Raw genomic sequence first — 24,250 nt, forward strand, 5'->3', positions numbered from 1 at the left:
GGTCGTTTTTTATGGCACAATTCTTTATCGGCCGGCCCATCTTTGCATGGGTCGTGGCCATCTTCATCATGCTGGCGGGCATTATCGCCCTGCCGATGCTGCCAATCGCGCAATATCCCAATGTGGCCCCGCCACAGGTCACGATCAACGCCGTCTATCCGGGCGCTTCGCCCGAGGACATGTATCAAAGCGTGACCCGGCCGATCGAAGAGGAAATGAACGGCGTCGAAGGCGCCATGTATTTCGAATCCACCTCGGATTCCTCGGGTTCGGTGACTGTTACCGTCACGTTCGAGCCGGGCACGGAATCGAGCCAGGCGGCGACGGATGTGCAGAATGCCGTCCGCCGGGTTGAATCGCGCCTGCCGCAGATCGTGACGCAGCAGGGTATCCAGGTGCAGGAAGCCGGCAGCGGCTTTCTGATGCTGGTGGGCTTGCTCTCCACCGACGGCTCGCTCGACGCCGTGGGCCTGGGCGATTATCTCAGCCGCAACGTGCTGGGCGAAATCCGCCGGGTCGAGGGTGTCGGGCGGGCGCAATTGTTCGCCTCCCAGCGCGCCATGCGCGTCTGGGTCGACCCCGACAAGATGAGCAGCCTCAACCTGACTACCCAGGAAGTGACCGCCGCGATCCAGTCCCAGAATGCCCAGGTTACGGCCGGGCGGATCGGGGCACAGCCCAATCCGATTACCCAGCAGGTGTCGGCCACGGTGCTGGTCAGCGGGCAATTGCGCTCGCCCGAAGAGTTCGGCGCGGTGGTGCTGCGGGCCAATCCGGATGGCTCCTCGGTTCGCCTGCGCGATGTGGCGCGGATCGAAGTGGGGGCGGAGAGCTACAATTTCTCCACCCGCATCAATGGGCAGCCCGCCGCGGCGCTGGCCGTGCAGCTGTCCCCGTCGGGCAATGCGCTATCGACCTCCGAGGGCGTTCGCCATCGCATGGAGGAACTGGCCGAGTTCTTCCCGCCGGGCGTGGAATATACCATTCCCTACGATACCTCGCCCTTCGTCGAAGTCTCCATCGAGAAGGTGCTGCACACACTCGTCGAGGCCATTGGCCTCGTCTTTATCGTGATGTTCATTTTCCTGCAGAACTTCCGCTACACGCTGATCCCGACGCTGGTGGTGCCGGTGGCGCTGCTGGGAACGCTGGCCATCATGCTGGCGACAGGATTTTCCATCAACGTTCTGACCATGTTCGCCATGGTGCTGGCGATCGGCATTCTGGTGGATGACGCTATCGTCGTGGTGGAGAATGTCGAGCGCATCATGGCCGAGGAGGGGCTGTCGCCCCGGGACGCCACGCGCAAGGCGATGAAGCAGATTACCGGCGCCATTATCGGCATTACGCTGGTGCTGTCGGCGGTGTTCGTGCCCATGGCCTTCTTCCCCGGCGCAGTCGGGGTGATCTATCAACAGTTCAGCATCACCATGGTGGCCTCGATCCTGATCTCGGGATTCCTGGCCCTGTCGCTGACGCCGGCGCTATGCGCCACCTTCCTCAAGCCCATCAAGCCGGGCCATCACGAGCGGAAGGGTCCGTTCGGCTGGTTCAACCGCGGACTGAAAAACACGACCAATGGCTATTCCAGGGGCGTTGGCTGGCTGATCAACCGCACCGGCCGCTTCATGGTGGTCTATCTGGCTTTGCTGGTCGGTCTGGGCTGGGGCTTCCTGCAATTGCCGTCGGACTTCCTGCCCAATGAGGACCAGGGTTTCGTCATCGTCGACATGCAGGCGCCACCCGAGGCCAGCAGCAACCGGGCCCGCGAAGTGGCCAACCAGGTGGAGCAAATCTTCGGCCAGGAAGCGGCCGTCGAAAACACCGCCGTGGTCAATGGCTTCAGCTTTTCGGGCGCCGGCGACAATGCGGGCCTGGCCTTCATCACCTTCAAGGACTGGAGCGAACGCGACGCCAATAATTCGGCGAAGGCGATTGCCAACCGCGCCAATGGCGCGCTGTTCGGGCTCAAGGACGCGATCTCCTTCGCGCTCTCGCCGCCCGCTATCCAGGGCCTGGGGACCTCGAGCGGCTTTACCTTCCGCCTGCAGGATCGTGCGGGGCTGGGCCAGGCGGCGCTGCTCGCGGGCAGCGATCAATTGATGGCTGCGGCATCGCAAAGCCCGATCCTGGCAGGTCTGCGCGTCGAAGGCATGCCAGCGGCTGCGCAGGTGAATCTGGTGATCGACCGCGAAAAGGCCAATACGCTGGGCGTGACCTTTGCGGCGATCAATGCGACGATCTCGTCCAATCTGGGCTCGTCCTACGCCAACGACTTCCCCAATGCAGGGCGGATGCAGCGAGTGACCGTGCAGGCGGACCAGGACCAGCGCATGCAGGTCGATGACCTGCTCAAGCTGGATGTGCCCAATAGTTCGGGCGGCATGGTACCCCTGTCGTCCTTTGCGACGGCGGAATGGCAGCGCGGCTCGTCCCAGGTGGTCGGCTATAACGGCTATCCGGCGGTCCGCATCGGCGGGGCGGCAGCACCGGGCTATTCATCGGGCGACGCCATTGCCGAGATGGAACGGCTGGTGGGCGAATTGCCCAATGGCTTTGGCTATGAATGGACCGGGCAGTCGCTGGAGGAAATCCAGTCCGGCTCGCAAGCGCCCCTGCTGGTTGGCCTCATCGTCATCTTCGTCTTCCTGCTGCTGGCAGCGCTGTATGAAAGCTGGTCGATCCCGCTTTCGGTGATGCTCGTGGTGCCGCTGGGGGTGCTGGGATCGGTGATTGCCGTGTCGCTGCGCGACATGCCCAATGACGTCTACTTCAAGGTCGGGTTGATCACGATCATCGGGCTCTCGGCGAAAAACGCCATCCTGATCATCGAGTTTGCCAAGGATCTGCGAGCCCAGGGCATGCCGCTGCTGCAGGCGACCATCGAAGCCTCCAAGCTCCGCTTCCGGCCGATCCTGATGACGTCGCTGGCCTTTACCCTGGGCGTGGTGCCGCTGGCCATTGCCACGGGCGCCAGCGCGGCCAGCCAGAACGCCATCGGCACTGCGGTGATGGGCGGGATGATCTCGGCAACCGTACTCAGCGTGTTGTTCGTGCCGGTCTTCTTCGTCTTCGTGATGCGGATTTTCGGCGATCGCAAAAAGCAGGAAAAGTCCAAGACGGACGATTCCGCTGCGGTCGCCGCACCGGCGGAGTGACCCTCGGCCAGCAAGGGGCAGGGGCGGCGCAAACCGTCCCTGCCTTTACCCTATTCCGGAATGGGAAAGGCGAGTGCTTTGACTGTTGAACAATTGTGCCTGTCGATCCTCTATGAGGGTGAAGCGACCGGCTATGACATCCGCCGGCATTTCAGCGAGGGCGAGGCGGCGTGGTTTGCCGATGCCAGCATCGGGGCGATCTATCCGGCTCTGGCCAAGCTCGAAGCCAAGGGCCTGGTGGGCTTTGAGATCGAGGAGCAAGTCGGCAGACCCAGCCGCAAGGTCTATCGGATTACCGAAGCGGGAAGGCAGGCCTTCATGGCGGGGTTGCGGGAGCCCTTGGCCAAGGACAAGTTCCAGAGCTCGTTCCTGCATTTCCTGCGCTTTGCCCATCTGGCGCCACGCGAAGTGGTGGTGGCCAATATCGAGGCGCGCCAGCAGCATCTCGATGACGAAGTGGGGCGGCTGGAGGCCATGCTGTCGCAAAGTTCCAGCAGTTCCCAGGGCCGCTGGATGCTCGAATATGCGCTGGCGATGACGCAGGCGATGCGTGAGGGGCTGAACACGGCCATCCGCAAGATCTGTGCCGATCCAAGCTGTGGCAAGGACCGCTCTGCGGAGGCAAGGTCGCCCTCCGCCCGGGGGTGAGCCGCCCGCGAGCCTAGCCCAAACCAGCCGCCGAAGTATTTCTCTCTTTCCAGTCGAACCGCTGTTTGCCCGCTCGTCGATAGGGCAGGTGTTTGGAGAGGAGCGGGAAAGTGAACGAGCGATATGGTTGGGTTGTGGTGGCAGCGGGCGCTGTCATCACCTGCGTGGCGATGGGGGCGATGTTCGCCCTGCCGGTCTATCTGCAGCCGATTGCCGAGGAGACGGGCTGGACGCGCGCCGGGATTTCGGGCGCCATGACTTTGGGGTTCATCGTCATGGGCGTTGCCGGGTTCGGCTGGGGCGCGCTGAGCGACCGGATCGGGGCGAGGCCGGTCGTATTTATGGCCGCGCTGTTGTTGGGCGCCGGGCTGGTGCTGGCCAGCCGCGCCACTGATCTATTGGTGTTCCAGTTTGCCTATGGCGGATTGGTCGGGGCATCCGGGGGCGCCTTCTTTGCGCCGATCATGGCGGCGACGGTCGGCTGGTTCGATAAGCATCGGAGCCTCGCCGTCTCGCTGGTCTCGGTGGGCGGCGGGGTGGCGCCGATGGTCATCACGCCCTTTGCCAGCGTGTTGATCGCCAATTATGGCTGGCGCAGCGCCATGCTGGCGATTGCCATCGGCGCGGTGATCATCGTGCTGCCGGCAAGCCTGCTTATTCGCCGGGCGCCAGCACTGGTCGAAGCGCCGGTTCTGGCCGGTGATGGCGTTGCCATCGAACGCCGGCCGTCTGCTGCCGCCAGCGCATTGCGGACGCCGCAATTTGTCGTTCTGGCCGCGACGTTCTTTTTGTGCTGCGCGGCCCATTCCGGGCCGATCTTCCACACCGTGAGCTATGCCATGATCTGCGGGGCGTCGTCGCTGGCGGCGGCGAGCATTTATAGCGTGGAAGGGGTGGCGGGGCTGTTCGGCCGGCTGATCTTTGGCGTGCTGGCCGATCGGCTCGGGGTGCGCCGGGTGCTGGTGGCCGGGCTCGTGCTGCAGGCATTGGGCATCTACACCTATATTTATGTGACGCAGCTGGAGCATTTCTACATGCTGGCCGTGGTGCTGGGCATGGCCTATGGCGGGGTAATGCCGCTTTATGCGGTGCTGGCGCGCGATTATTTCGGGCCCCATGTGATGGGCACGGTGCTGGGCGCGGCGACGATGACCTCGAGCATCGGCATGGCGTTTGGACCGGTGGGTGGCGGCTGGCTCTATGACAATTTCGGCAGCTATCACTGGCTCTATGTGGCCTCGGCCGCCGTGGGCATTGCCGCCGCGGCCATGGCGCTGGCGTTTCCACCGCCCAAGCGGGACGAGGGGGACCAGCAAGGCGAGGTGCAGCCGGCCTGAGAGCTCAGACCGGCTCGGATTCCTTTTCGCGGGTGACCCATTGCTGGCCCCGCCATTCGCGCACGGTGATGGCGATGCGCTCGGGCGTGATGGTGATGATGTTGTAGGCGTTCGGCTCGCCGCGCAGGCGGGTCGAGATGGTCGAAGAGGCCTGGGCGACGAGGATGGGCGCCACGGCCGATTTCCGCAGGCCCGTGGGTGCGCCCTGGTTGGTGGTGCCCTGGGCGTGGTGCTTGCGCACATAGGACAGGTGAAAATGCCCCGAGAGGACGAGGCGCACGCCAAGGCGGGCGAAGGTTTCCAGCGCTTCGTCGGCCCGCTTCACCCGCTTGGTCTTTTGCAGCATGGGTTCGGTGGGAAAGAGCAGCGGATGGTGCGCGACGATGACCCGGATGGCGTCGGGCGAAGCCTGGGCGAAACGGGTTTCGAGATCCTCGAGCTGGCCGCGGGAAATGCTGCCATGGCCCCAATTCCATTCCAGCCGCGCCCGGCGCGAGGTGCGCATGCCCAAGAGGGCCACCCCGCCCATTTCGAGGAAGGGTTCAAGGTCACGGGCGATGTAGCGGCGGTAAAAGCCATAGGGATTGAGGAAGCGGCGCAGGATATTGACCGCGGGCACATCGTGATTGCCCGGCACGGCAAAGATCGGCGCCTTGAGCGTATCGAGAAAGGCGCGCGCTTCGATGAATTCATCCTTGCTGCCGATCTGGGTGAAATCGCCGCTGATGACGATGAGATCGGGCGCAAGCCCGGTAATGTCGGCCGCAAGGCCCGCGGCCGCTTCCGCGTCGTGATGGCCGAAATGCAGGTCAGACAGGTGGACCAGTTTCATGCGCGCACGGCCTCGTCTGCGGGGGCTGAGGTATCGGGCAGGGGTGGCGGGGCCAGCACGGTCAGGGCCTTGGGGTGAATGGTGAAATGCAGTGGCGTGGTCAGAGTCTCCACCTCGCCATCGAACATGACCTTGAGCAAGCCCTTGTGGCTGGTGATGGTCACGGCGCCAACGCTTTGCACGTCCAGCGCCTGATCCTGGTGCCAGCGGCCGAGCAGCATGCCGCTGGCCAGGCGGAAGAAATCGACAAAGGTCAGGCGCTTGAGCACGTAAAGAGTGAGGGTGCCGCCATCGAGGCGCTCGCGGGCAAGGATGCGGCCAAAGCCTTCATCATAGGAATTGCTGGCCACGGCCACGGCCTGCACGCGCTCCACCCGGGGCTTGCCTTTGTCATCGGCATCGATGGCGATGGCGATGCGGCGGGTGCGCTGGAGCCGGCGGAAGACATAGCGCATGAAGCCGAGCTTGGGGGACACGCCGGGCATGGTGCGGATATATTCGCGGCCGGCGGCCAGGCCGGGAATGGTGCCGATGACCACTTTGTGCAGGAAGAAGCGGCCATTGACCTCGCCCACATCGATCTGCTGCTCGATGCCATCGGCAAGGGCCGCCACGGCGGCCGGTGTATCGAGGGGAATGCGCAGATCCTTGGCGAGGGCATTGACCGTGCCCAGAGGCAGGATGGCCAGCGACTTGCCGGTGCCGAGGATGGGGCCGCACAGGGCGGTGATGGTGCCGTCGCCGCCGGCGGCCACGATGGTGTCGGCATCGCTCGCTAAAGCCTGCTCGATACGTTCGGGCATTGGGCGGTCGGCATCGGCATCGATCGTTGCGGTCAGCCCGTTGCTGGCGAACATTTCGGCGAGCGCGGCTTCGGTGATGCCGGTGGCGAGGGCCGTACCAGCATTGGCATTGAAGATGACGTGAAAGGTTCGCGTGGGCATGCGGCTCACAAAGCTGGGATGATTGGCCTCTAGGTAACGGGCGCGCATGCCTATTGGTTCAGCCTTGCGCTAAAGTTGAGGAACATAGCAAGCTGGCCGGCGTTGGCTTGCCGGCCCTAGCGGAGACGATTTCACTCTATGCTGCAAAACTTTATCCGTTCCCGGCCCTATCGGGCCCTGCGCGATTTCGTAAAAGCCGAGGCGCTGCTGCTGAGCGGCATTGCGCTAGTCAGCGGGCTGATCCTGGGATTTTTGCGGCTGGCCGATGAAATGCTGGAAGGGGAAACGGAGGCGTTTGACCGCGCCATTCTGATGCTATTTCGCGACAAGGCCAATATCGATCAGGTCATCGGGCCGCCCTGGGTGCAGGAAATGGTGCGCGACGTGACGGCGCTGGGAAGCTTTGCGATCCTGGGCCTGCTGGTCTTGGGGGTCGTGATCTATCTGGTGCTGGCGCGGATGCGGGGCATGGCGCTGCTGGTGCTGGTTTCGGTGTTGGGCGGGACCGTGCTCAGCACCGTGCTCAAAATGGGCTATGACCGGCCGCGGCCGGACCTGGTGACCTCTTCGCATCAGTTCACCGCCAGTTTTCCCAGCGGCCATGCCATGTTGTCGGCGGTGACGTTTCTGACGCTGGGGGCCATCCTGGCGCAGGTGGCGCCGACGCGGGCCCTGCGCATCTTTGCCATCGGGGCGGCGATCTTCCTGACGCTGATCGTGGGCGTCAGCCGGCTCTATATGGGGGTGCATTTCCCCAGCGACGTGCTGGCGGGTTGGTGCCTGGGCGCCGCCTGGGCGCTGGGCTGTAGCCTGGTTGCCTTCTGGCTGCAGCGGCGGGGTGCGGTGGAGCCGCCGGCAGAGAAAACTCAGGCATAGCGCTCGGGGCCGAGGTCCTTCATGTCGATTTCGGGCTTTTTGCCGGCGATGAGATCGGCAATGGCGCGGCCGGAGCCGCAGGCCATGGTCCAGCCCAACGTGCCGTGACCGGCATTGATGAAGAGATTGGCGTGTCTGGCGCGGCCCAGAACCGGGGTGCCATCGGGCGTCATCGGCCGCATGCCGGTCCAGAAACTGGCTGAAGCCGTGTCGCCGGCGCCGGGGAACAGGTCGTTGACGCAGTGGGCCAGCGTGTCGCGGCGCTTGGGATCGAGCCGGTTATTGTAGCCGGAGAGTTCGGCCATGCCGCCGACGCGGATGCGGTCGCCCAGGCGGGTGATGGCGATCTTGTAGCTTTCGTCGAGCACGGTGGAGACCGGAGCCTTGTCCGCGTCGCTGATCGGGGCGGTGATGGAATAGCCCTTGACCGGATAGATGGGCAGCTTGAGGCCGATGGTTTTGGCGAGGAGCGGGGTGAAGCTGCCCATGGCCAGCACGTAATGATCGGCGGCCAGCGTGCCGGCGCTGGTCTTGACCGCGGTGATGCGGTCGCCCTGCTGTTCGATGGCGTCGATTGTGGTGTTGAAACGGAACTCGACGCCCAAAGCCTTCGCCATGTCGGCGAGCTTATTGGTGAAGATGAAGCAATCGCCGGTTTCGTCATGCGGCAGGCGCAGGCCGCCGGCTATCGGGGCGGGTGAATCAGCAAGGCCAGGTTCGGCGGCGATGCAGCCGGCGCGGTCGAGCACCTGGTAGGGCACGCCATATTGCTCGAGCACCTCGATATCCTTGTGGGCGGCGTCGACCTGCTTTTGCTGGCGGAACAGCTGCAACGTGCCCTGCATGCGCTCGTCATAGGCGATACCGGTATCCGCCCGCAGCGCAACCATCAGGTCGCGGCTATATTCGGCGATGCGCACCATGCGCGCCTTGTTGATGGCATAGGCCTTGGGTGTGCAATTGGCGAGGATGCGCAGCATCCATTCGATCATGGCGGGATCGAGCGAGGCGCGCAGGATCAGCGGGGGATGGGTCATCATCAGCCATTTGATGGCCTTTTGCGGAATGCCGGGCCCCGCCCAGGGCGAGGCATAGCCGGGCGAGATTTCCCCCGCATTGGCAAAACTGGTTTCAAGCGCCGGGCCGGGCTGGCGGTCTATGACGGTAACCTCGTGACCGTCACGGGCCAGATAATAGGCGGTGGTGGTGCCGATGACGCCGGAGCCGAGGACGAGGATTTTCATATTCGGGATTTCTTCGCGATGGGATTGCGCACGACACTAGCGGGCAGGCCGGGGAAGTCGATGAAAATTCTTGCCGGCATCATGGGTGGGGTATTCCTTAGTCTAAGGTCGGGTTTGCTGCGGGGGTGGAGCTGTTCCATACCCGTGCGCCAGTCCAGACAGACGCTCCGGGGAGGAACCAACCGCGATGTCCAACGATACCAATAGCTTGCGCGAAGCCGCACTGCATTTCCATGAGTTTCCGCGTCCGGGCAAACTCGAAATCGTGGCGACCAAGCCCTTGGCCAATACGCGCGATTTGTCGCTGGCCTATTCGCCGGGCGTGGCCATTCCCTGCGAGGAAATCGCGGCCGATCCGCAGGCGGCCTACAAGTATACGGCCAAGGGGAATCTGGTTGCCGTCATCTCCAATGGCACGGCGGTGCTGGGGCTGGGCAATATCGGGGCGCTGGCGAGCAAGCCGGTGATGGAAGGCAAGGCGGTGCTGTTCAAGAAGTTCGCCGGCATCGATTCCATCGATATCGAGGTCAACGAGCAGGACCCCAAGCGGTTCATCGAGATCGTGGCGCCGCTGGAGCCCAGCTTTGGCGGGATTAATCTGGAAGATATCAAGGCGCCGGAATGCTTCGAGATCGAGGAAGCTTTGCGCGAGCGCATGAATATTCCGGTGTTCCATGATGACCAGCATGGCACGGCGATCATCGTGGCGGCGGCGGTGATCAATGCGATGCGGCTGGTGGGCAAGGACATTGCCAAGGTCAAGATCGCCACGTCCGGCGCGGGGGCTGCGGCCATTGCCTGCATGAATATGCTGGTGGCAGTGGGCGCGAAACGCGAAAATATCTGGATCGCTGATTCCAAGGGGCTGGTCACCAAGAAGCGCGGCAATGCGGTCGACCGGTGGCGCGGGGCGTTTGCGCAGGATACGGACAAGACCGAGCTGAGCGAAGTGATGGCTGGCGCCGATATTTATGTTGGGCTGTCCAAGGCGGGGGCGCTCAAGCCCGAGATGATGAAGGACATGGCGGCCAATCCGCTGATCCTGGCGCTGAGCAATCCCATCCCCGAAATCATGCCGGAACTGGCGCGGGCAGCGCGGCCCGATGCGATGATCTGCACTGGTCGAAGCGACTATCCCAACCAGGTCAATAATGTGCTGTGCTTCCCCTTCCTGTTCCGGGGGGCGCTGGATTGCGGCGCGACCGTTATCAATGAGGAAATGAAGGCGGCGGCGGCGCATGCCATTGCCAAATTGGCGCATGAGCCGGGGCTGGAAGCGAGTGCCCATGGCGTGCCGGCGATCTTCGGGCCGGATTATCTCATTCCCAATCCGTTCGATCAGCGGCTGATCCTGCGCATCGCGCCGGCGGTGGCCAAGGCTGCGATGGAGTCTGGGGTGGCGCAGCGACCGATCGCGGATTTTGCGGCCTATCGCGATAGCCTCAACCGCTTCGTGTTCCGCTCCGGCATGGTGATGAAGCCCATGCTTGAGCGGGCGCAGGGCGAGGGCAAGCGCATTGCCTTTGCCGATGGCGAGGATGAGCGCGTGCTGCGGGCGACGCAGGTGATGCTGGAAGACGGCATTGGCCGCTCCATCCTGATTGGTCGGCCCTCGGTGATCGAGCAGCGCATCGAGCGCTTCGGACTGACGCTGAAGGCGGGGCGCGATTTCGATGTGATCAATCCCGAGGATGATCCGCGCTATCGCGACTATGTGGCGCTATTCCACGACATTACCGGCCGCAAGGGCGTGACCCCGGACACGGCCAAAACCATTGTGCGCACCAATACGACGGTGATCGGCGCGCTGGCGGTGCGGCGGGGCGAGGCAGATGCCTTGATCTGCGGCTTGCAGGGAAGGTTCATCAAGCATGCGCGCGATATTCAATCGGTGATCGGGCTGGCGCCATACAGCTCGCAGCTCTCGGCGCTTTCCATGTTGATCATGAGCCGGGGCGTGTTTTTCCTCGCCGATACCTATGTGAATATCGATCCCAGCGCCGAGGAAATCGTGGCGATCACGCTGCAGGCGCGGGATCATTTGAAGCGCTTCAATATCGAGGCGCGGGCGGCGTTGCTGAGCTATTCCAATTTCGGTTCGCGCGATGGGGCGACCTCGGAAAAGATGCGGGTGGTGTTCGAGCGGCTGCAAGAGGTCGCGCCTGATCTCGTCGTCGATGGCGAAATGCAGGGCGATCTGGCGATCAATGCCGAATTGCGCGACCGCTATGTGCCCAATTCGGTGCTGAAGGGGGAAGCGAACCTGTTGATCTTCCCGAACCTTGAATCGGCAAACCTCTCCATGACACTGCTCAAGGAGCTCAACAATGCGCTGCCGGTGGGGCCGATCCTGATGGGCACCAAGCAACCGGCGCATATTCTGGCGCCGTCGGTGACCAGCCGTGGCGTGGTCAATATGGCCGCGATTGCGGCGACCGAGGCACTGGGGGTGAATGCTTAGAGGGAGCCGCGATGCTGTCCCCTCCCCCTTGAGGGGAGGCGACAGCGCCGATGGGTTTTGCCCAAAATGGCTTACCACCCACAGTGTCATTCCCGCGAAAGCGGGAACCTCTGTTTCCCATCCATACATCGTAAAACGGAGGTTCCCGCTTTCGCGGGAATGACATCGTGGGTAAGGAAATGACCCGGTGGGATCCACCGGGTATTCTACAGGATCGGTTACGCCTTGGACTGGCCCACGGCCCAGGTGACGCCATAGGGGTCCTTGAGCTGGCCATAGGTGTCGCCCCAGAATTGCTCTTGCAGCGGCAGGATGACATTGGCGCCGGCGGCGACGGCACGGTCGAACCAGTGCTGGGCGTCCTCGACCTGCAGATGCAGATTGAAGCCCTGGGGCGCGACGATGGGGAAGCCGTGTTCTGGGAAGAAATCGGACAGGAACAGCGGCGCGCCGTTGATTTCGATATGGGCATGCATGATGCGGGCATCGTCGCTGCTGGCCGGATTGCGGCTATGCTCGATGGCGCCGAAGGCTTTTTGGTAGAAGGCGATGGCGTCGGCGACGCCATCGACATTGATATAGGGGATCAGGCCGCTGCTGGCTGGTGTGTCGGTCATGTTGGGCTCCTCGCAAATGGGTTGATGCAAGCACGACGAGCGGGCGGTGGCCAATCAGACCGGTCTGGTTAGAAATATCGGATCAGCCGCCGATCTGGCTGGGTTTGAAGACGGCGAGTGGGCGGATTTCATAGGCGCCCATGCCGGGATTGGCCTGCGCCAGGTCCCTGGCGAAAGTGATAGCTTCGTCGAGCGTGTCGCAATCGGCAACGAAGAAGCCGAGGAACTGTTCCTTGGTTTCGGCAAAAGGACCATCGATGACGAACGGTTCGCCCGAGGTCTTACGCAGGGTGGTGGCGGCGCTGGTGGGCTTGAGGCGGGCGACGGGACCGAGCTTGCCCCGGGCTTTCATGGCGTCTTCGACCTGGGCCAGGCGAACCATGCAGGCATCGTCCTCCTCCTTGCTCCAGGTGGCGATGGCGTTTTCGTCATTGTAACACAGCACGGCATAGAGCATCGATCTGGCCCTCCTCGACAGCACGGTGTGCGACTATGCCCAAAATCGAGGCATGCTCCAGTTCTTTTTGCTGGCTCCGAAGGCGCGGGTGCGCATTGACCCGACTCTGATTGCACTCTAGCCCTTACGGACGTTTCCGCAGGAGGGTGATCATGGATTATCGCTATCTCGGCCGCTCGGGTCTCAAGGTTTCGACGCTCACCATGGGCACGATGACCTTTGGCGGCTCGGAAAAGGTGGGGCATACGCCACAGTCCGAGGCGACGCGGCAGATCGATCTGTGCCTTGATCACGGCATCAACCTGCTCGACACCGCCAATGTCTATAATGCCGGAGTCTCCGAGGAGATGATCGGGGTGGCGCTCAGCGAAAATGGTCGCCGGCAAAAGGCTTTGGTTGCCACCAAGGTGCGCTTCCGCATGGGCGATGGGCCCAATGATGTGGGGCTGAGCCGGCACCATATCGTGGCGCAGGCCGAGGCGAGCCTGAAACGCCTCAAGACCGATGTGATCGATCTCTATCAGGTGCATGAATGGGACGGAATGACGCCCATCGAAGAGACGATGGAAGCGCTCGATACACTCGTGAAACAGGGCAAGGTGCGCTATATCGGCTGCTCGAATTATTCGGGCTGGCATATCATGAAGGCGCTGGCGGCGGCCGACAAAAATCACGGCCAGCGCTTCATCTCCCAGCAAATCCACTACACGCTGCATTCGCGCGAAGCTGAATATGAGCTGGTGCCGATCAGTCAGGACCAAGGGCTGGGCATTCTGATCTGGTCGCCGCTGGCCGGTGGCTTGCTGAGTGGCAAATATCGCCGCGATGGTGGGCCGGAGAGTGGCCGCCATGTCGGGGGCTCGCGTGAGCCGCCAGTGCCCGATTGGGACAAGCTTTATGATATTGTCGATGTGATCGTGGCGATTGCCGACGAACGGGGCGTGTCCGGTGCGCAGGTGGCTTTGGCCTGGGCTTTGGGGCGGCCGGGGGTGACGTCGGTGATCATTGGCGGGCGCAGCGAAGCGCAGTTCAAGGATAATCTGGCGGCGGCTGATTTGAAGCTCAGCGCCGAAGAACGGCAAAAACTCGATGCGGTCAGCCGGCCGCCGCTGCTCTATCCCTATTGGCACCAGACGTTTACTGCCAATGACCGGCTTGGTCCGGCCGACCAGGACCTGCTCTCAACCTATGTGGAAGATTTCAAACGTGGCTGATTTCCTGTTTGAGCCTTATGCGCCTGTGACCATTCCCATTGCCCGGGGCGGGCTGTTTGCCGTGCGGCGCATCTATTGCGTGGGCCGCAATTATGTCGAGCACATCCGCGAAATGGGCAATGACGAGCGCGAGCCGCCGTTCTTTTTCGCCAAGCCGGCCGATGCGGTCGTGGTGGGTGGGGCGGCCATTCCCTATCCGCCGCAGACCGACGATTTCCATCACGAGATCGAGCTGGTCGTCGCCATCGGCAAGGAAGGCGCTGACATTCCGGTGGAGCAGGCGCTGGCCCATGTCTATGGCTATGCCGCCGGGCTCGACATGACGCGGCGCGATATCCAGGCCGTGGCCAAAAAGAGCGGGCGGCCGTGGGAAATGGCCAAGGCGTTCGATCATTCGGCGCCCATCGGCACGATCGAGCCGGCCAGCGAAATCGGGCATCCCGACACGGGCGCCATCACGCTGTCGGTCAATGGCACGGTGCGCCAGAAGGGCGATCTCTCCGAGCAGATCTGGAATGTCAGCGAAGCCATTGCCTATCTCAGCGGCTTTGTGACGCTCAAGCCCGGCGACCTGATCATGACCGGCACGCCGTCGGGCGTTGGCGCCGTGGTCAAGGGCGACGTGCTGGAAGGCGCCATCGAGGGCGTGGGCCATGTACGGACCAGCATCGTCTGATGCCGGTCTGGTCGCCCCAGCAGGATGCGGCGCTGGTCGCGGTGTCCAATTGGCTTAAGGAGCGCGACGGCCCGCAGGTGTTCCGCCTGTTCGGCTGGGCCGGTACGGGCAAATCGACGCTGGCCGTGCATCTGGCGCAGGACGTCAAAACAGTCAAATATGCCGCCTTTACCGGCAAGGCGGCTTTGGTCATGCGCAAGCGCGGCTGCAAGGGCGCCCAGACCATCCATAGCCTGATCTATACGCTGGTCAGCGAGAAGGAAGGCGAGCCGCGCTTCGTGCTCGACGATGAATCCCCGGCGGCCGATGCGGACCTCATCGTCATCGACGAAGTCTCCATGGTGGACGAGCAATTGGGGCGCGACCTGCTCTCGTTTGGCACCAAGGTTCTGGTGTTGGGCGATCCGTTCCAATTGCCGCCGGTGCAGGGCGCGGGGTTTTTCACCGCCGACGAGCCCGATATCATGCTGACTGAAATCCACCGCCAGGCGGCGGATAATCCGATCATTGCGCTCTCGATGCAGGTGCGCGAGGGCGGCTATATCGAGCGCGGGCGCTATGGCGAATCTCTGGTGGTCGCCCGCGAGGATGTCGATCGCGATGCGGTGCTGGAGGCCGACCAGGTGCTGGTGGGCCGCAACAAGACGCGCCTGCAATATAATGACCGGTTGCGCGAGCTGCGCGGCCTGCCGTTTCACGAGCCGGTGGTGGGCGACCGCATGGTGTGCCTGCGCAACAACGCGCGCAAGCGCCTGCTCAATGGGCAGATCTGGATCGTCACCGATGTCAGCCGCAAGGCCAATGGCAAATATTCGCTGCTGCTGGGGGCCGATGAGGGCAAGGGCGAAGCCAAGGTTTTGACCCACAAGGCGTTTTTCTCGGGCGAGGAAGACGCCATGAGCTGGCCCGAGCGGCGGCAATATGACGAGTTCACCTTTGGCTATTGCCTGACCGTGCACAAGGCGCAGGGCAGCCAATGGGACAATGTCTATCTGTTCGATGAGAGCTTCGTGTTCCGCGAAGAGCGGGCGCGTTGGCTCTATACCGGCATTACCCGCGCCGCCGAAAAGATCACGGTCGTCTCGTGACGCTGCTCACGGTGCGGCACGAGACGGTCTATCGCTATGTCCGGCCGGTGCGGTTCGGCGAGCATCGCATGCTGGTGCGGCCGCGCGACAGCATGGAACAGACGCTGGATTCGTTCAGCCTCAAGATATTCCCGGAGCCCTCGGCGATCCGCTGGATCCACGATGTGTTCGGCAATGGCATTGCGATTGCCGAGTTTGCCGAGCCCGCCGAGCAATTGCGGATTGTGGCCGGCATGGTGCTCGATCATACGCCGGAGCTGACGCCCAATTTCGAGATCGAGGTGCGGGCCAAGACCTATCCCTTCGATTATGGCGCTGTGGATAGCATCGATCTGGCGCCCAATATGCGGCGGCAATATCCCGATGAGGGAGAGGTCGATGCCTGGGCGCGGCGCTTTGTCGGTGCGCAGGGTAAGACCGATACCGGGCATTTGTTGATGACCATGACCTATTCGATCAAGGAGAGTTTCAAATATCTCCGCCGGCCCGATCCGGGCACGCAGCGCCCGGCTGTGACGCTGTCGAAACGCCAGGGCACGTGCCGGGATTTTGCGTTGCTGATGATCGAGGCGGCGCGTTCGCTGGGCTTTGCCGCCCGGTTTGTGACGGGATATCTCTATTCTCCGGCGCGCGATGGCGATCATCGTGGCGGTGGGGCGACGCATGCCTGGTGCCAGATTTATCTGCCGGGCGCGGGATGGGTCGAGTTCGATCCCACCAATGGCATTATCGGCACGCGTGACCTGATCCGCGTTGGGGTGGCGCGGGAGCCGCAGCAGGCGATTCCGATTGCCGGTACGTTCATTGGCCGCAAGGATGATTATCTCGGCATGGATGTTGAGGTCGCGGTGGACCGCGTAACGTCGCCACAGGACTCGATGGGCTAGGCCAATCGCCAGTCAGCTGATGCTGGCCTGCAAGTGGCAATTTTCTGCGCTTCCGGTGCTCACGTACCAAAGTACGCTCCGCTCCGGTTCTCGAAAACCGCCGCTTTCGGCTCAGCCTGAGCTGACTTGCGAATGGCCTAGTGCCTAGAACTAGCTACGCGCGACACTCACGGCGTCCGTAGTCCATTCCTCGGCCGTGTCGCCATCGGCATTGCTCCAGACTTCGATGGGGAGCGGATTGACGGCGCCGTAAATGGTGGCGAAGGCGGTGTCGGCGGCATCGCGGCCGCAGCCGATGCGGACCATGCCGTCGAGCGCGGCCATGCGGGTGGCGTCGAACAGATACCAGCGGTCGCCCAGATAGGCTTCGAATACGGCGTGGAAATCCTGCGGGTGCAATTGCCAGGCGTAGCAGGAGACGAAACGCGCCGGGATGCCCAGGGCGCGGCAGAAGGTGATGCCCAGATGGGCGAAGTCGCGGCAGACGCCGGCCCTTAGGGCAAAAGTATCGGCGGCGGTGGTCGTGGTATCGCTGGTGCCGCTGAGATAGTCGACCTCGGCATTGATCCAGTTGCAGATTTCGGTGACGCGGCCAAAGCCGGGCGCGATGCCGCCGAACTGGCGATTGGCAAAGCGCGCCAATTGGTCGGAGGGGCAATAGCGGGATGGATTGAGATAGGGCAGGGTATCGAGCGGCAGGCGGGCGACCGGTACTTCCTCGATCATGCCCGGCGGGTTGTGCAGGGCGTCCAGCTCGATCTCGGCGGTGTAGCGCAGACGTAGCTGGCCCGGCTGGGCGGTGAGGCGGAGATAGCGATTGCCGGTTTCGGTGGCGGTTTTTTCATCGGCCGGCAGGTTGGGCGTGATGGTCAGCGTTTCGCCCAGGATGCGCTGCCGGCCGCCGGCAATGGCCTCGATGTTGAAAATCAGGGTCGCCGGCTCGATGATCTCGTAGCCGATGTCGCATCCGACGGAAAATTTCATGGCTCACCCCGTTGCGGGCGATCTACCGCCTTGTTGCGACAACCCGATGATAGCAGCCTGGTTCCGTTCAACCGGCGCTGATCTTGAGTTCGCGGATCTGATCGTCCCCTAGCACGAAGGTGAAGACGCTGTCGCCGGTGAAGAAGGAGCTGGTCCAGTGGGTATTGAGCGAGATGCGGCCATTGGCGGTTTCGATCACCTCGCCATAGGTGAGAGTGCCCTTGGCGCCGATCAGTTCCTTGGCGCTCCAATTCAGGATGGCCTGGTGGCCGGAAAAGCGCCGACCCCAATCCTCCACCGTGCCATCGGCAGGGAAGAGGGCAATGAAGGCGTCGGTGTCGCCCGCATTGATGGCGGCGTGGAAGGCTTGCAGCACAGGCGGTAGCGCAGTGTCCGGCATGGTCCCTCGCGTGGCGCCAATGCGCCATAACAAAGCCAAACTTAGCCCACTGCATTGGCCGGTGTGAAGTCTTTCGTCCAAGTTGGTCCAATTGCTAGCCAATTTTGGCTGGAGCCGCGCTTGCACAAGGCGGCCCGATACCCCATCTTCGCCGTAGAGATTTCGCGATAGCTCACAAGACCTGCGGAGGCGCTGAATGCATCACGACACCCCCCTGATCACCACGATCGTCGCGGGTCTCGTGCTTGCCTTCATCTTCGGCATGATTGCCAACCGGTTCCGGCTGCCGCCGCTGGTGGGGTATCTGTTTGCCGGCGTGCTGGTGGGGCCCAATACGCCCGGTTTCGTCGCCGATCAGGCGCTAGGGGCGGAGCTGGCCGAACTGGGGGTGATCCTCCTGATGTTCGGGGTGGGTCTGCACTTTTCGCTCAAGGATTTGATGAGCGTGCGGGCGCTGGCTATTCCCGGGGCGCTGGCGCAGATCGCCCTCGCAACGCTCTTGGGACTAGGGCTGGCGACGCTCTTGGGCTGGGGCATTGGCGCGGGTCTGTTGTTCGGGCTGGCGTTGTCGGTGGCCTCCACCGTGGTGCTGCTCAAGGCCTTGCAGGACCGGCGATTGATCGAGACCGAGCGCGGGCGGATCGCGGTTGGCTGGTTGATCGTGGAAGACCTCGCCATGGTGCTGGCGCTGGTGCTGATCCCGGCTATTGCGAGCCTGAACGGCGCCGACAGCGGCGTGCATGACCCCTTCGTGTCCTTTGTCGAGCGCATTATCGGCGGCTCGGTCGGCATCTGGGGCGTACTGGGGCTGACCGTCATCAAGGTCGCGGCTTTCGTGGGCTTCATGCTGATCGTGGGCCGGCGGCTCATTCCCTGGGCGCTGCATGCCACGGCCCATACCGGCAGCCGCGAATTGTTCCGGCTGGCGGTGCTGGCCATTGCCCTGGGCGTGGCTTTGGGCTCGGCCGTGTTGTTTGGCGTGTCGCTGGCGCTGGGTGCGTTCTTTGCCGGCATGATCCTCTCCGAAAGCGAGCTCAGCCATCGGGCGGCGCAGGAAACCCTGCCGCTGCGCGACGCTTTTGCCGTGCTGTTTTTCGTATCGGTCGGCATGCTGTTCGACCCCTCGATCATCATCACCAATCCGCTGCCGGTGCTGGCGACGGTGTTCATCATTATTATCGGCAAGTCGCTGGCGGCGTTCGGCATTGTGCTGTTGTTCCGCCGGCCCATGGCCACGGCGCTGACCATTTCGGCTTCGCTGGCGCAGATCGGCGAATTTTCCTTCATCCTGGCCAGCATGGGCGTGTCGCTGGCCATTCTGCCGCCGGAAGGCCAGGACCTGATCCTGGCCGGGGCGCTGATTTCCATCGTGCTCAATCCGCTAGTGTTCTGGGCAATCGATCTGGTGCGGCCGCGGCTGGAAGCGAGGATGGCGCAGCGCAAGGCCGAGCAATTCGAGCGCGATGGCGTGCGGATCGAGCCGACCGATCGGGTGGATGCGGCCGAAGGGCCTATCACCAGCGATGCACCAAGCGAAGCGGCAGTCGATCGCGGTGCGCCGGGCGCCGATGACGATGTGCCTGACGCGTCCAACCAGATCGATCATACGGTGCTGGTGGGCTATGGGCAGGTCGGCCGCGTGGTGGCCGAGGGGCTCAAGGCCGCTGGTTCGCCATTGGTGGTGATCGAGGATTCCGACCATGACGTGGCGGCGGCGCGGGCGGCAGGGCTTGAAGTGGTGTTCGGCAATGCGGCGAGTTCAGCCGTGCTGAAGCTCGCCAATCTCGAGGCTGCCAAGACGCTGCTGATCGCCATCTCCAATGGGTTCGAGGCCGGGACGGTCTGCGAATCCGGGCGCAAGCTCAATCCGGGCATTCGCATCATCACGCGGGCCTATTCCGAAGAGGAAGACGTGCATCTGCGCGGGCTGGGCGCCGATATCGTCATTCGTGGCGAGCGCGAAATCGGCATTGGCATGCTGGCCTGGCTGCGCGGCGAACGGCGCGAGGATGGGCCTGCAGGCGTGGTGCCGGAGCCGGAACCGGTGGAGCCCAAATTGCCGCCGGTCGAGAATCTGTTGGCCAAGGCTGTGGCGACGCCTGCTGCCGTTATTGTGGCAACCGAGGCGGCGCCGGTCGAGGTGGTGGATGCGCCTGTTGTGGCGGAGGTGCCGGAGCCGGAAACGGTTGACGAGGCGGAGGCTGTTTCCGCTGCCGATGTCATTATCCTGCCACCGCCAGAGCGGGAGGACGGTGAAGGGGCCGAAATTCCGGCGGCTGATCTGGAAAGCGTAGCGAGCACGCCAGCCGTTGGCGAGGCGCCGGCGGCGATCGATGAGATCGTGCCGCCGGTGAGCGTGGTGACGCCTGAGGCGGAAGCTTCGGAGGCCGATGCGGATGTGACTGCCGAGGTGGAAGAGGCAGAGGCGGAAGTAGCCGACGAGCAGGCCGAGGTGGAGGAGGCTGTCGCTGATCTTGATGGGTCGGATGAGGCTGTTGCCGACGCAGAGGCAGGTGATCCAGAGGAACAGGATGCCGAGGATGCTGACGCCGAGGCTGAGGGGGCCGAAGCTGTTGAGGTTGCCGACGAGGCGGATGAAGCCGACGAGACAGAAAAGCCTGGAACCGTTCCGCCCGTGACGCCGGAACCCAAGGGCTAGGTGTTTGCTTTGGGCATGATTGCGCGCATAGGTCAGGATTGGCAGAGTGCGGTGATCACGCGCTGGGGGCAGTTGGGACGATGATTTCGCAGAAAGCCAAGTATGCCTTGCGGGCCCTGGTGTCGCTGGCCCGGGCCGGCCGGGGCGAAACCATGATGATTGGCGAAATCTCGAAGGCGCAGGCGATCCCCAAGAAGTTTCTGGAGCAGATTCTTTTGGAGCTCAAGCGGGCTGGTTATGTCGCCAGCCGGCGCGGGCGGACGGGGGGCTATGAGCTGCTGCGGGCGCCTGAGGAGATCCGGTTTGGCGAGGTGTTGCGGCTGATCGATGGGCCGATTGCGCCGCTGCCATGCCTCTCCAAGATCGCCTATCGCAAATGCGAGGATTGCCGGGACGAGGCTTCGTGCGAAATCCGCCATGTGTTCGAGCGGGTGACGCTGGCGACGCGGGCCGTGCTCGATGAGACGACGCTGGCGGATTCGCTGCGGCTGGAGGATTTGCCGGTTTAGGATTTGGCGAGGGGCCTCTCGCTATCCTGCGGCGGCTGGGACTTCCCCCGATCACGCCACTCCACAATCGCCTCCCTCGGGCTTGACCCGAGGGCCTCTATCGGCCCGGCGCAAGCGGCCAGTGGCCCTCGGGTCAAGCCCGAGGGAGACGCGGTGGTTGTGACAAAGGAAGGTGTAACCCAAGCCCTTAATGTCAGCCCGGCGAAGGTGGAGTATTCCAGGAATGGCCCGGCGGCGTGCCTAGCCGAACACTACCGTCTTCTTGCCGTTCAGCATGACGCGGTTTTCCAGATGTAGTTTGACGGCGCGGGCGAGGACGCGGCTTTCGATGTCGCGGCCGGCGGCGACGAGATCGTCGGGGCTCATGGCGTGGGTGACGCGGGCGGTTTCCTGCTCGATGATCGGGCCTTCGTCGAGGTCCGGCGTCACGTAATGGGCGGTGGCGCCGATGATTTTGACGCCGCGCTCATGGGCCTGGTGATAGGGCTTGGCGCCCTTGAAGCTGGGCAGGAACGAATGATGGATATTGATCACCTGGCCGAACAGGCGGGTGGATAGATTGTCCGACAGCACCTGCATATAGCGGGCGAGAACCACGAGATCGGCGCCCGATTGCTTGATCACGCCAAGCACCTGCTCTTCCTGGGCGGCCTTGGTGGCGGCGGTGACGGGCAGCAGGTGGAAGGGGATATTTTCCGCTTCGGCCAGTTTTTGAGTGGTGTCGTGATTGGAGACAATGGCGGCGACTTCGGCATCGAGCCAGCCGACCTGGATCTGGTAGAGCAAATGGCGCAGGGTGTGATCGAATTTACTGACCATGATGACGATGCGCTTCTTGCGAGCTTCGTCGACCAGAGCGGTCTTCATCGAGAAGCGCTCGATGGGCGACTTCAGGGCGCGTTCGATGGTCTGGCTGGTGACGCCCTGGGGGGCGGTGAAGGCCAGGCGCATGAAGAAGCGGTCGGTTTCGCGATCCCAGAACTGATTGGATTCGGCGATATTGGCATTGAGCGCGGCCAGCTCGGTGGTGACGGCGGCGACGATGCCGGGGCGATCGGCGCAGGACAGGGTCAGGACGAAATTGGCCGTGGTCATGGAAGCCTCGAAATTATCTTGCCAGCGGTATCAATGGCTTGGGCCGCTCCGTCAAGTCGGCAATAAAAAGGGCCGCCCGAAACGGACGGCCCTTCCTGAGTTTATAGGCCTCAAGTGCCTTGAAGGAGGGTGCTAGCCGAGGCTTACCTCGCAAGTTTGCACCGAAAATCCAAGACCTGCTTCGAGAACCTTAATCTCAATCGACACTGGATCACCTCCTTCACGTTGGTTGAACATCACACCAGCATGACAGATTTTTTCGATCTGTCCAGTCGATCACAATTTTGTCGAGGCGAAGCGTTTCTGGCCGTTACGCCCGCGCCTTTTTGGGGCGGGCGCGCAATTGCAGCAGGGTGGCGGCGAAGACGCCCAGGGCGACGATGCCGATGATGATGGTGGCCAAGGCGTTGACGTCGGGCGAGACGCCCAGCTTGACCTTAGAGAAGATCACCATGGGCAGGGTGGAAGAGCCGGGGCCGGAAACGAAGCTGGCAATGACCAGATCGTCCAGCGAAAGGGTGAAGGCTAGCAGCCAGCCCGAGACCAGAGCGGGGGCAATGATGGGCAGGGTGATGTCGAAGAAGACCCGGACCGGGGTCGCGCCCAGATCCATGGCGGCTTCCTCAAGGCTGAGATCGAAATCGGCAAGGCGCGACTGCACCACGACGCAGACATAGGCCATGCAGAAGGTGGAATGGGCGATGATGATGGTGACGATGCCGCGCCCGGCCGGCCAACCCAAAGTGCCTTCCATGGCGACAAAGAGCAGTAGCAGGGCAAGGCCGGTGATCACATCGGGCATGACCAGCGGCGCCGAGACGGTGCCGGCCAGCACGGTGCGGCCACGGAATTTGCGGAAGCGCACTAGGGCGACGGCGGCCAGCGTGCCCAATACCAGGGCGATGGAGGCGCTGAAAAAGGCAATCTGCAGGCTGAGCCATGCGGCGCCGAGCATTTGCGGATCGGCAAACAGCTCGCCATACCATTTGGTGGAGAAGCCGCCCCAGACGGTGACGAGCTTGCTTTCGTTGAACGAGAAGACCACCAGCGACATGATGGGCGCATAGAGGAAGGCAAAGCCGAGCGTTGCCGTGATGGGCAGGAACCAGCCGCGACGCATTATTTGTTCCTCTCATTGTCTTGCACCGCATCCTGCGCCTTTTGCAGCAGCATGATGGGGATGACGACCACGACCAGCATGGCGATGGCGACGGCTGCCGCGCGGGGCCAATTGGTATTGGCAAAGAACTCGTCCCACAGCACCCGGCCGATCATCAATGTGCTGGGTCCGCCGAGCAGCGAGGGGATGACGAATTCGCCGATGGCGGGGATGAAGACCAGCATGGAGCCGGCAATGATGCCGGGCATGGAAAGGGGCAGGGTGATGGACAAGAAGGTGCGGACGGGCCGTGCGCCCAGATCCGCCGAAGCCTCGAGCAGGGCGCCGTCGAGCTTCACCAAATTGGTATAGAGCGGCAGGATCATGAAGGGCAGATAGGTGTAGACGATGCCGACATAGACGGCGAAATCGGTCTGCATCATCACCACGGGCGGGATGCCGAACAGGCCCAGGAAATTGTTGATCACGCCGTTGCCGCGCATGAAGCCGGTCAGCGCGTAGACGCGCAGCAGGAACGAGGTCCAGAACGGCAGGATGACCAGCATGAGCAGGATATTGCGCCAGCGATCGGGGGCGCGGGCGATGGCATAGGCCATGGGGTAGCCGATCAGGAGGGTAATCACGGTCGAGATGAAGGCGATCTTGATCGAGCTGAGATAGGCCGCGACATAGAGATTGTCGGTGAAGAGGCGCAGGTAATTGGAGAGGTGCAGCGTGAGTTGCACCGTGCCTTCGTCGGTGGTGAGCAAGGGCGTGTAGGGCGGGCGGCCGAATTGCTTGACCGAGAGCGAAATGCCGAACACGACCAGCAGCGGCACGAGGAAAAACACGGTGAGCCAGATGGCGGGCGCGGCAATGACCAGCGCGCGGCCGGACAGGCCAATGGCTTTCAGCCCGCGCTCGAACAGCGTCCAGGGACGGCGGCGCGGTGGCGGCGGGGAATCGGTGTCGAAGCTAGACATGGCGCTGCATCCCGTTCGGCGAGGTTGCACGGAGCAAAGTCGTCTGGGCCTCCCTCCCCCTTGAGGGGAGGGAGGCCCAGAC

The 24,250-nt window shown here is 63.0% G+C and carries 20 protein-coding genes and 1 pseudogene; 11 read left to right on the forward strand and 10 right to left on the reverse strand.

What is annotated here, in order from left to right; all coding sequences use genetic code 11:
• Nucleotides 1-11: 11 nt before the first annotated feature.
• The 3 genes from ACI3KW_RS12310 (at nt 12) to ACI3KW_RS12320 (ending at nt 5,143) form a co-directional block, all read left to right on the forward strand.
• On the forward strand, nt 12-3,158 hold the full coding sequence (locus tag ACI3KW_RS12310) for a multidrug efflux RND transporter permease subunit (RefSeq protein WP_404848319.1): 3,147 nt from the start codon (nt 12-14) through the stop codon (nt 3,156-3,158).
• Nucleotides 3,159-3,236: 78 nt separating this feature from the next.
• Nucleotides 3,237-3,806, forward strand: coding sequence for a PadR family transcriptional regulator (locus ACI3KW_RS12315; RefSeq protein ID WP_404848320.1), 570 nt, complete (start codon nt 3,237-3,239; stop codon nt 3,804-3,806).
• Between the two features lie 110 nt (nt 3,807-3,916).
• The gene (locus ACI3KW_RS12320) at nt 3,917-5,143 is read left to right on the forward strand and encodes an MFS transporter (RefSeq protein ID WP_404848321.1); all 1,227 of its coding nucleotides are present in this window, start codon (nt 3,917-3,919) and stop codon (nt 5,141-5,143) included.
• Nucleotides 5,144-5,147: 4 nt separating this feature from the next.
• On the opposite strand, the gene ACI3KW_RS12325 is transcribed toward ACI3KW_RS12320, so the two are convergent.
• Nucleotides 5,148-5,975 carry a metallophosphoesterase gene (locus tag ACI3KW_RS12325; RefSeq protein ID WP_113119958.1) on the reverse strand — a complete coding sequence of 276 codons (828 nt, stop codon included), beginning with the start codon at nt 5,973-5,975 and terminating at the stop codon, nt 5,148-5,150.
• The gene (locus ACI3KW_RS12330; RefSeq protein WP_404848322.1) at nt 5,972-6,919 is read right to left on the reverse strand and encodes a diacylglycerol/lipid kinase family protein; all 948 of its coding nucleotides are present in this window, start codon (nt 6,917-6,919) and stop codon (nt 5,972-5,974) included. Before ACI3KW_RS12330 ends, ACI3KW_RS12325 begins: the two co-directional genes overlap by 4 nt.
• Nucleotides 6,920-7,057: 138 nt before the next feature.
• Between ACI3KW_RS12330 and ACI3KW_RS12335 the strand changes: the two genes are divergently transcribed.
• On the forward strand, nt 7,058-7,795 hold the full coding sequence (locus ACI3KW_RS12335; RefSeq protein WP_404848323.1) for a phosphatase PAP2 family protein: 738 nt from the start codon (nt 7,058-7,060) through the stop codon (nt 7,793-7,795).
• On the opposite strand, the gene ACI3KW_RS12340 is transcribed toward ACI3KW_RS12335, so the two are convergent.
• Nucleotides 7,786-9,039, reverse strand: a complete 1,254-nt coding sequence (locus tag ACI3KW_RS12340) for a D-amino acid dehydrogenase (RefSeq protein WP_404848324.1) — start codon at nt 9,037-9,039, stop codon at nt 7,786-7,788. The two genes, ACI3KW_RS12335 and ACI3KW_RS12340, sit on opposite strands and share 10 nt — an antisense overlap.
• A gap of 187 nt (nt 9,040-9,226) precedes the next feature.
• Between ACI3KW_RS12340 and ACI3KW_RS12345 the strand changes: the two genes are divergently transcribed.
• Complete coding sequence (locus tag ACI3KW_RS12345; protein ID WP_404848325.1) at nt 9,227-11,500, forward strand: NADP-dependent malic enzyme; 2,274 nt, start codon at nt 9,227-9,229, stop codon at nt 11,498-11,500.
• Between the two features lie 218 nt (nt 11,501-11,718).
• Here the strand turns inward: ACI3KW_RS12345 and ACI3KW_RS12350 are convergent, their stop codons facing one another.
• The gene (locus tag ACI3KW_RS12350) at nt 11,719-12,117 is read right to left on the reverse strand and encodes a VOC family protein (RefSeq protein WP_404848326.1); all 399 of its coding nucleotides are present in this window, start codon (nt 12,115-12,117) and stop codon (nt 11,719-11,721) included.
• An 82-nt stretch (nt 12,118-12,199) separates the two neighbouring features.
• Nucleotides 12,200-12,574 (reverse strand): YciI family protein, encoded by a 375-nt coding sequence (locus ACI3KW_RS12355; RefSeq protein WP_404848327.1) that lies wholly within the window; start codon nt 12,572-12,574, stop codon nt 12,200-12,202.
• 152 nt (nt 12,575-12,726) lie between these two features.
• Here ACI3KW_RS12355 and ACI3KW_RS12360 point away from each other — a divergent pair, with 152 nt between their 5' ends.
• From ACI3KW_RS12360 to ACI3KW_RS12375, 4 genes are read left to right on the forward strand one after another with little or no spacing between them, the layout of a single operon-like run.
• The gene (locus ACI3KW_RS12360) at nt 12,727-13,788 is read left to right on the forward strand and encodes an aldo/keto reductase (protein ID WP_404848328.1); all 1,062 of its coding nucleotides are present in this window, start codon (nt 12,727-12,729) and stop codon (nt 13,786-13,788) included.
• Nucleotides 13,781-14,464 carry a fumarylacetoacetate hydrolase family protein gene (locus ACI3KW_RS12365; RefSeq protein WP_404848329.1) on the forward strand — a complete coding sequence of 228 codons (684 nt, stop codon included), beginning with the start codon at nt 13,781-13,783 and terminating at the stop codon, nt 14,462-14,464. The genes ACI3KW_RS12360 and ACI3KW_RS12365 overlap by 8 nt, the downstream gene beginning before the upstream one ends.
• Complete coding sequence (locus tag ACI3KW_RS12370; RefSeq protein ID WP_404848330.1) at nt 14,464-15,552, forward strand: ATP-dependent RecD-like DNA helicase; 1,089 nt, start codon at nt 14,464-14,466, stop codon at nt 15,550-15,552. The genes ACI3KW_RS12365 and ACI3KW_RS12370 overlap by 1 nt, the downstream gene beginning before the upstream one ends.
• Nucleotides 15,549-16,439: a transglutaminase N-terminal domain-containing protein gene (locus ACI3KW_RS12375; protein ID WP_404848331.1), complete on the forward strand. Its 891-nt coding sequence runs from the start codon at nt 15,549-15,551 to the stop codon at nt 16,437-16,439. Before ACI3KW_RS12370 ends, ACI3KW_RS12375 begins: the two co-directional genes overlap by 4 nt.
• Before the next feature lie 150 nt (nt 16,440-16,589).
• On the opposite strand, the gene ACI3KW_RS12380 is transcribed toward ACI3KW_RS12375, so the two are convergent.
• Complete coding sequence (locus ACI3KW_RS12380; protein WP_404848332.1) at nt 16,590-17,423, reverse strand: transglutaminase family protein; 834 nt, start codon at nt 17,421-17,423, stop codon at nt 16,590-16,592.
• A gap of 67 nt (nt 17,424-17,490) precedes the next feature.
• Nucleotides 17,491-17,823, reverse strand: coding sequence for a hypothetical protein (locus tag ACI3KW_RS12385; RefSeq protein WP_404848333.1), 333 nt, complete (start codon nt 17,821-17,823; stop codon nt 17,491-17,493).
• A gap of 196 nt (nt 17,824-18,019) precedes the next feature.
• On the opposite strand from ACI3KW_RS12385, the pseudogene ACI3KW_RS12390 reads away from it, so the two are divergent.
• Together ACI3KW_RS12390 and ACI3KW_RS12395 are read left to right on the forward strand one after the other, a co-directional pair.
• A pseudogene (locus ACI3KW_RS12390) lies at nt 18,020-19,804 on the forward strand (cation:proton antiporter); the annotation flags it as partial.
• A gap of 758 nt (nt 19,805-20,562) precedes the next feature.
• The gene (locus tag ACI3KW_RS12395) at nt 20,563-20,991 is read left to right on the forward strand and encodes an Rrf2 family transcriptional regulator (protein ID WP_035097167.1); all 429 of its coding nucleotides are present in this window, start codon (nt 20,563-20,565) and stop codon (nt 20,989-20,991) included.
• A 240-nt stretch (nt 20,992-21,231) separates the two neighbouring features.
• Here the strand turns inward: ACI3KW_RS12395 and purU are convergent, their stop codons facing one another.
• The 3 genes from purU to ACI3KW_RS12410 all read right to left on the reverse strand — a co-directional run bounded on the left by purU (nt 21,232) and on the right by ACI3KW_RS12410 (nt 24,168).
• The gene (gene purU / locus ACI3KW_RS12400; RefSeq protein WP_404848334.1) at nt 21,232-22,086 is read right to left on the reverse strand and encodes a formyltetrahydrofolate deformylase; all 855 of its coding nucleotides are present in this window, start codon (nt 22,084-22,086) and stop codon (nt 21,232-21,234) included.
• Nucleotides 22,087-22,396: 310 nt separating this feature from the next.
• Nucleotides 22,397-23,206 (reverse strand): ABC transporter permease subunit, encoded by an 810-nt coding sequence (locus ACI3KW_RS12405; protein WP_113119943.1) that lies wholly within the window; start codon nt 23,204-23,206, stop codon nt 22,397-22,399.
• Nucleotides 23,206-24,168, reverse strand: coding sequence for an ABC transporter permease subunit (locus tag ACI3KW_RS12410; RefSeq protein ID WP_262171201.1), 963 nt, complete (start codon nt 24,166-24,168; stop codon nt 23,206-23,208). Before ACI3KW_RS12410 ends, ACI3KW_RS12405 begins: the two co-directional genes overlap by 1 nt.
• Between the last annotated feature and the right edge of the window lie 82 nt (nt 24,169-24,250).

The sequence above is a fragment of the Devosia sp. ZW T5_3 genome (assembly GCF_044987315.1).
In the GTDB taxonomy this organism is placed as follows: Bacteria; Pseudomonadota; Alphaproteobacteria; order Rhizobiales; family Devosiaceae; genus Devosia.

Coding starts and splice junctions, on each gene's coding strand:
- ACI3KW_RS12355 (WP_404848327.1), bottom strand. CDS start 12,574: ATGCTCTATGCCGTGCTGTGTTACAATGACGAAAACGCCATCGCCACC.
- ACI3KW_RS12370 (WP_404848330.1), top strand. CDS start 14,464: ATGCCGGTCTGGTCGCCCCAGCAGGATGCGGCGCTGGTCGCGGTGTCC.
- ACI3KW_RS12350 (WP_404848326.1), bottom strand. CDS start 12,117: ATGACCGACACACCAGCCAGCAGCGGCCTGATCCCCTATATCAATGTC.
- ACI3KW_RS12405 (WP_113119943.1), bottom strand. CDS start 23,206: ATGCGTCGCGGCTGGTTCCTGCCCATCACGGCAACGCTCGGCTTTGCC.
- purU (WP_404848334.1), bottom strand. CDS start 22,086: ATGACCACGGCCAATTTCGTCCTGACCCTGTCCTGCGCCGATCGCCCC.
- ACI3KW_RS12340 (WP_404848324.1), bottom strand. CDS start 9,039: ATGAAAATCCTCGTCCTCGGCTCCGGCGTCATCGGCACCACCACCGCC.
- ACI3KW_RS12360 (WP_404848328.1), top strand. CDS start 12,727: ATGGATTATCGCTATCTCGGCCGCTCGGGTCTCAAGGTTTCGACGCTC.
- ACI3KW_RS12310 (WP_404848319.1), top strand. CDS start 12: ATGGCACAATTCTTTATCGGCCGGCCCATCTTTGCATGGGTCGTGGCC.
- ACI3KW_RS12410 (WP_262171201.1), bottom strand. CDS start 24,168: ATGTCTAGCTTCGACACCGATTCCCCGCCGCCACCGCGCCGCCGTCCC.
- ACI3KW_RS12395 (WP_035097167.1), top strand. CDS start 20,563: ATGATTTCGCAGAAAGCCAAGTATGCCTTGCGGGCCCTGGTGTCGCTG.
- ACI3KW_RS12380 (WP_404848332.1), bottom strand. CDS start 17,423: ATGAAATTTTCCGTCGGATGCGACATCGGCTACGAGATCATCGAGCCG.
- ACI3KW_RS12385 (WP_404848333.1), bottom strand. CDS start 17,823: ATGCCGGACACTGCGCTACCGCCTGTGCTGCAAGCCTTCCACGCCGCC.
- ACI3KW_RS12325 (WP_113119958.1), bottom strand. CDS start 5,975: ATGAAACTGGTCCACCTGTCTGACCTGCATTTCGGCCATCACGACGCG.
- ACI3KW_RS12330 (WP_404848322.1), bottom strand. CDS start 6,919: ATGCCCACGCGAACCTTTCACGTCATCTTCAATGCCAATGCTGGTACG.
- ACI3KW_RS12345 (WP_404848325.1), top strand. CDS start 9,227: ATGTCCAACGATACCAATAGCTTGCGCGAAGCCGCACTGCATTTCCAT.
- ACI3KW_RS12335 (WP_404848323.1), top strand. CDS start 7,058: ATGCTGCAAAACTTTATCCGTTCCCGGCCCTATCGGGCCCTGCGCGAT.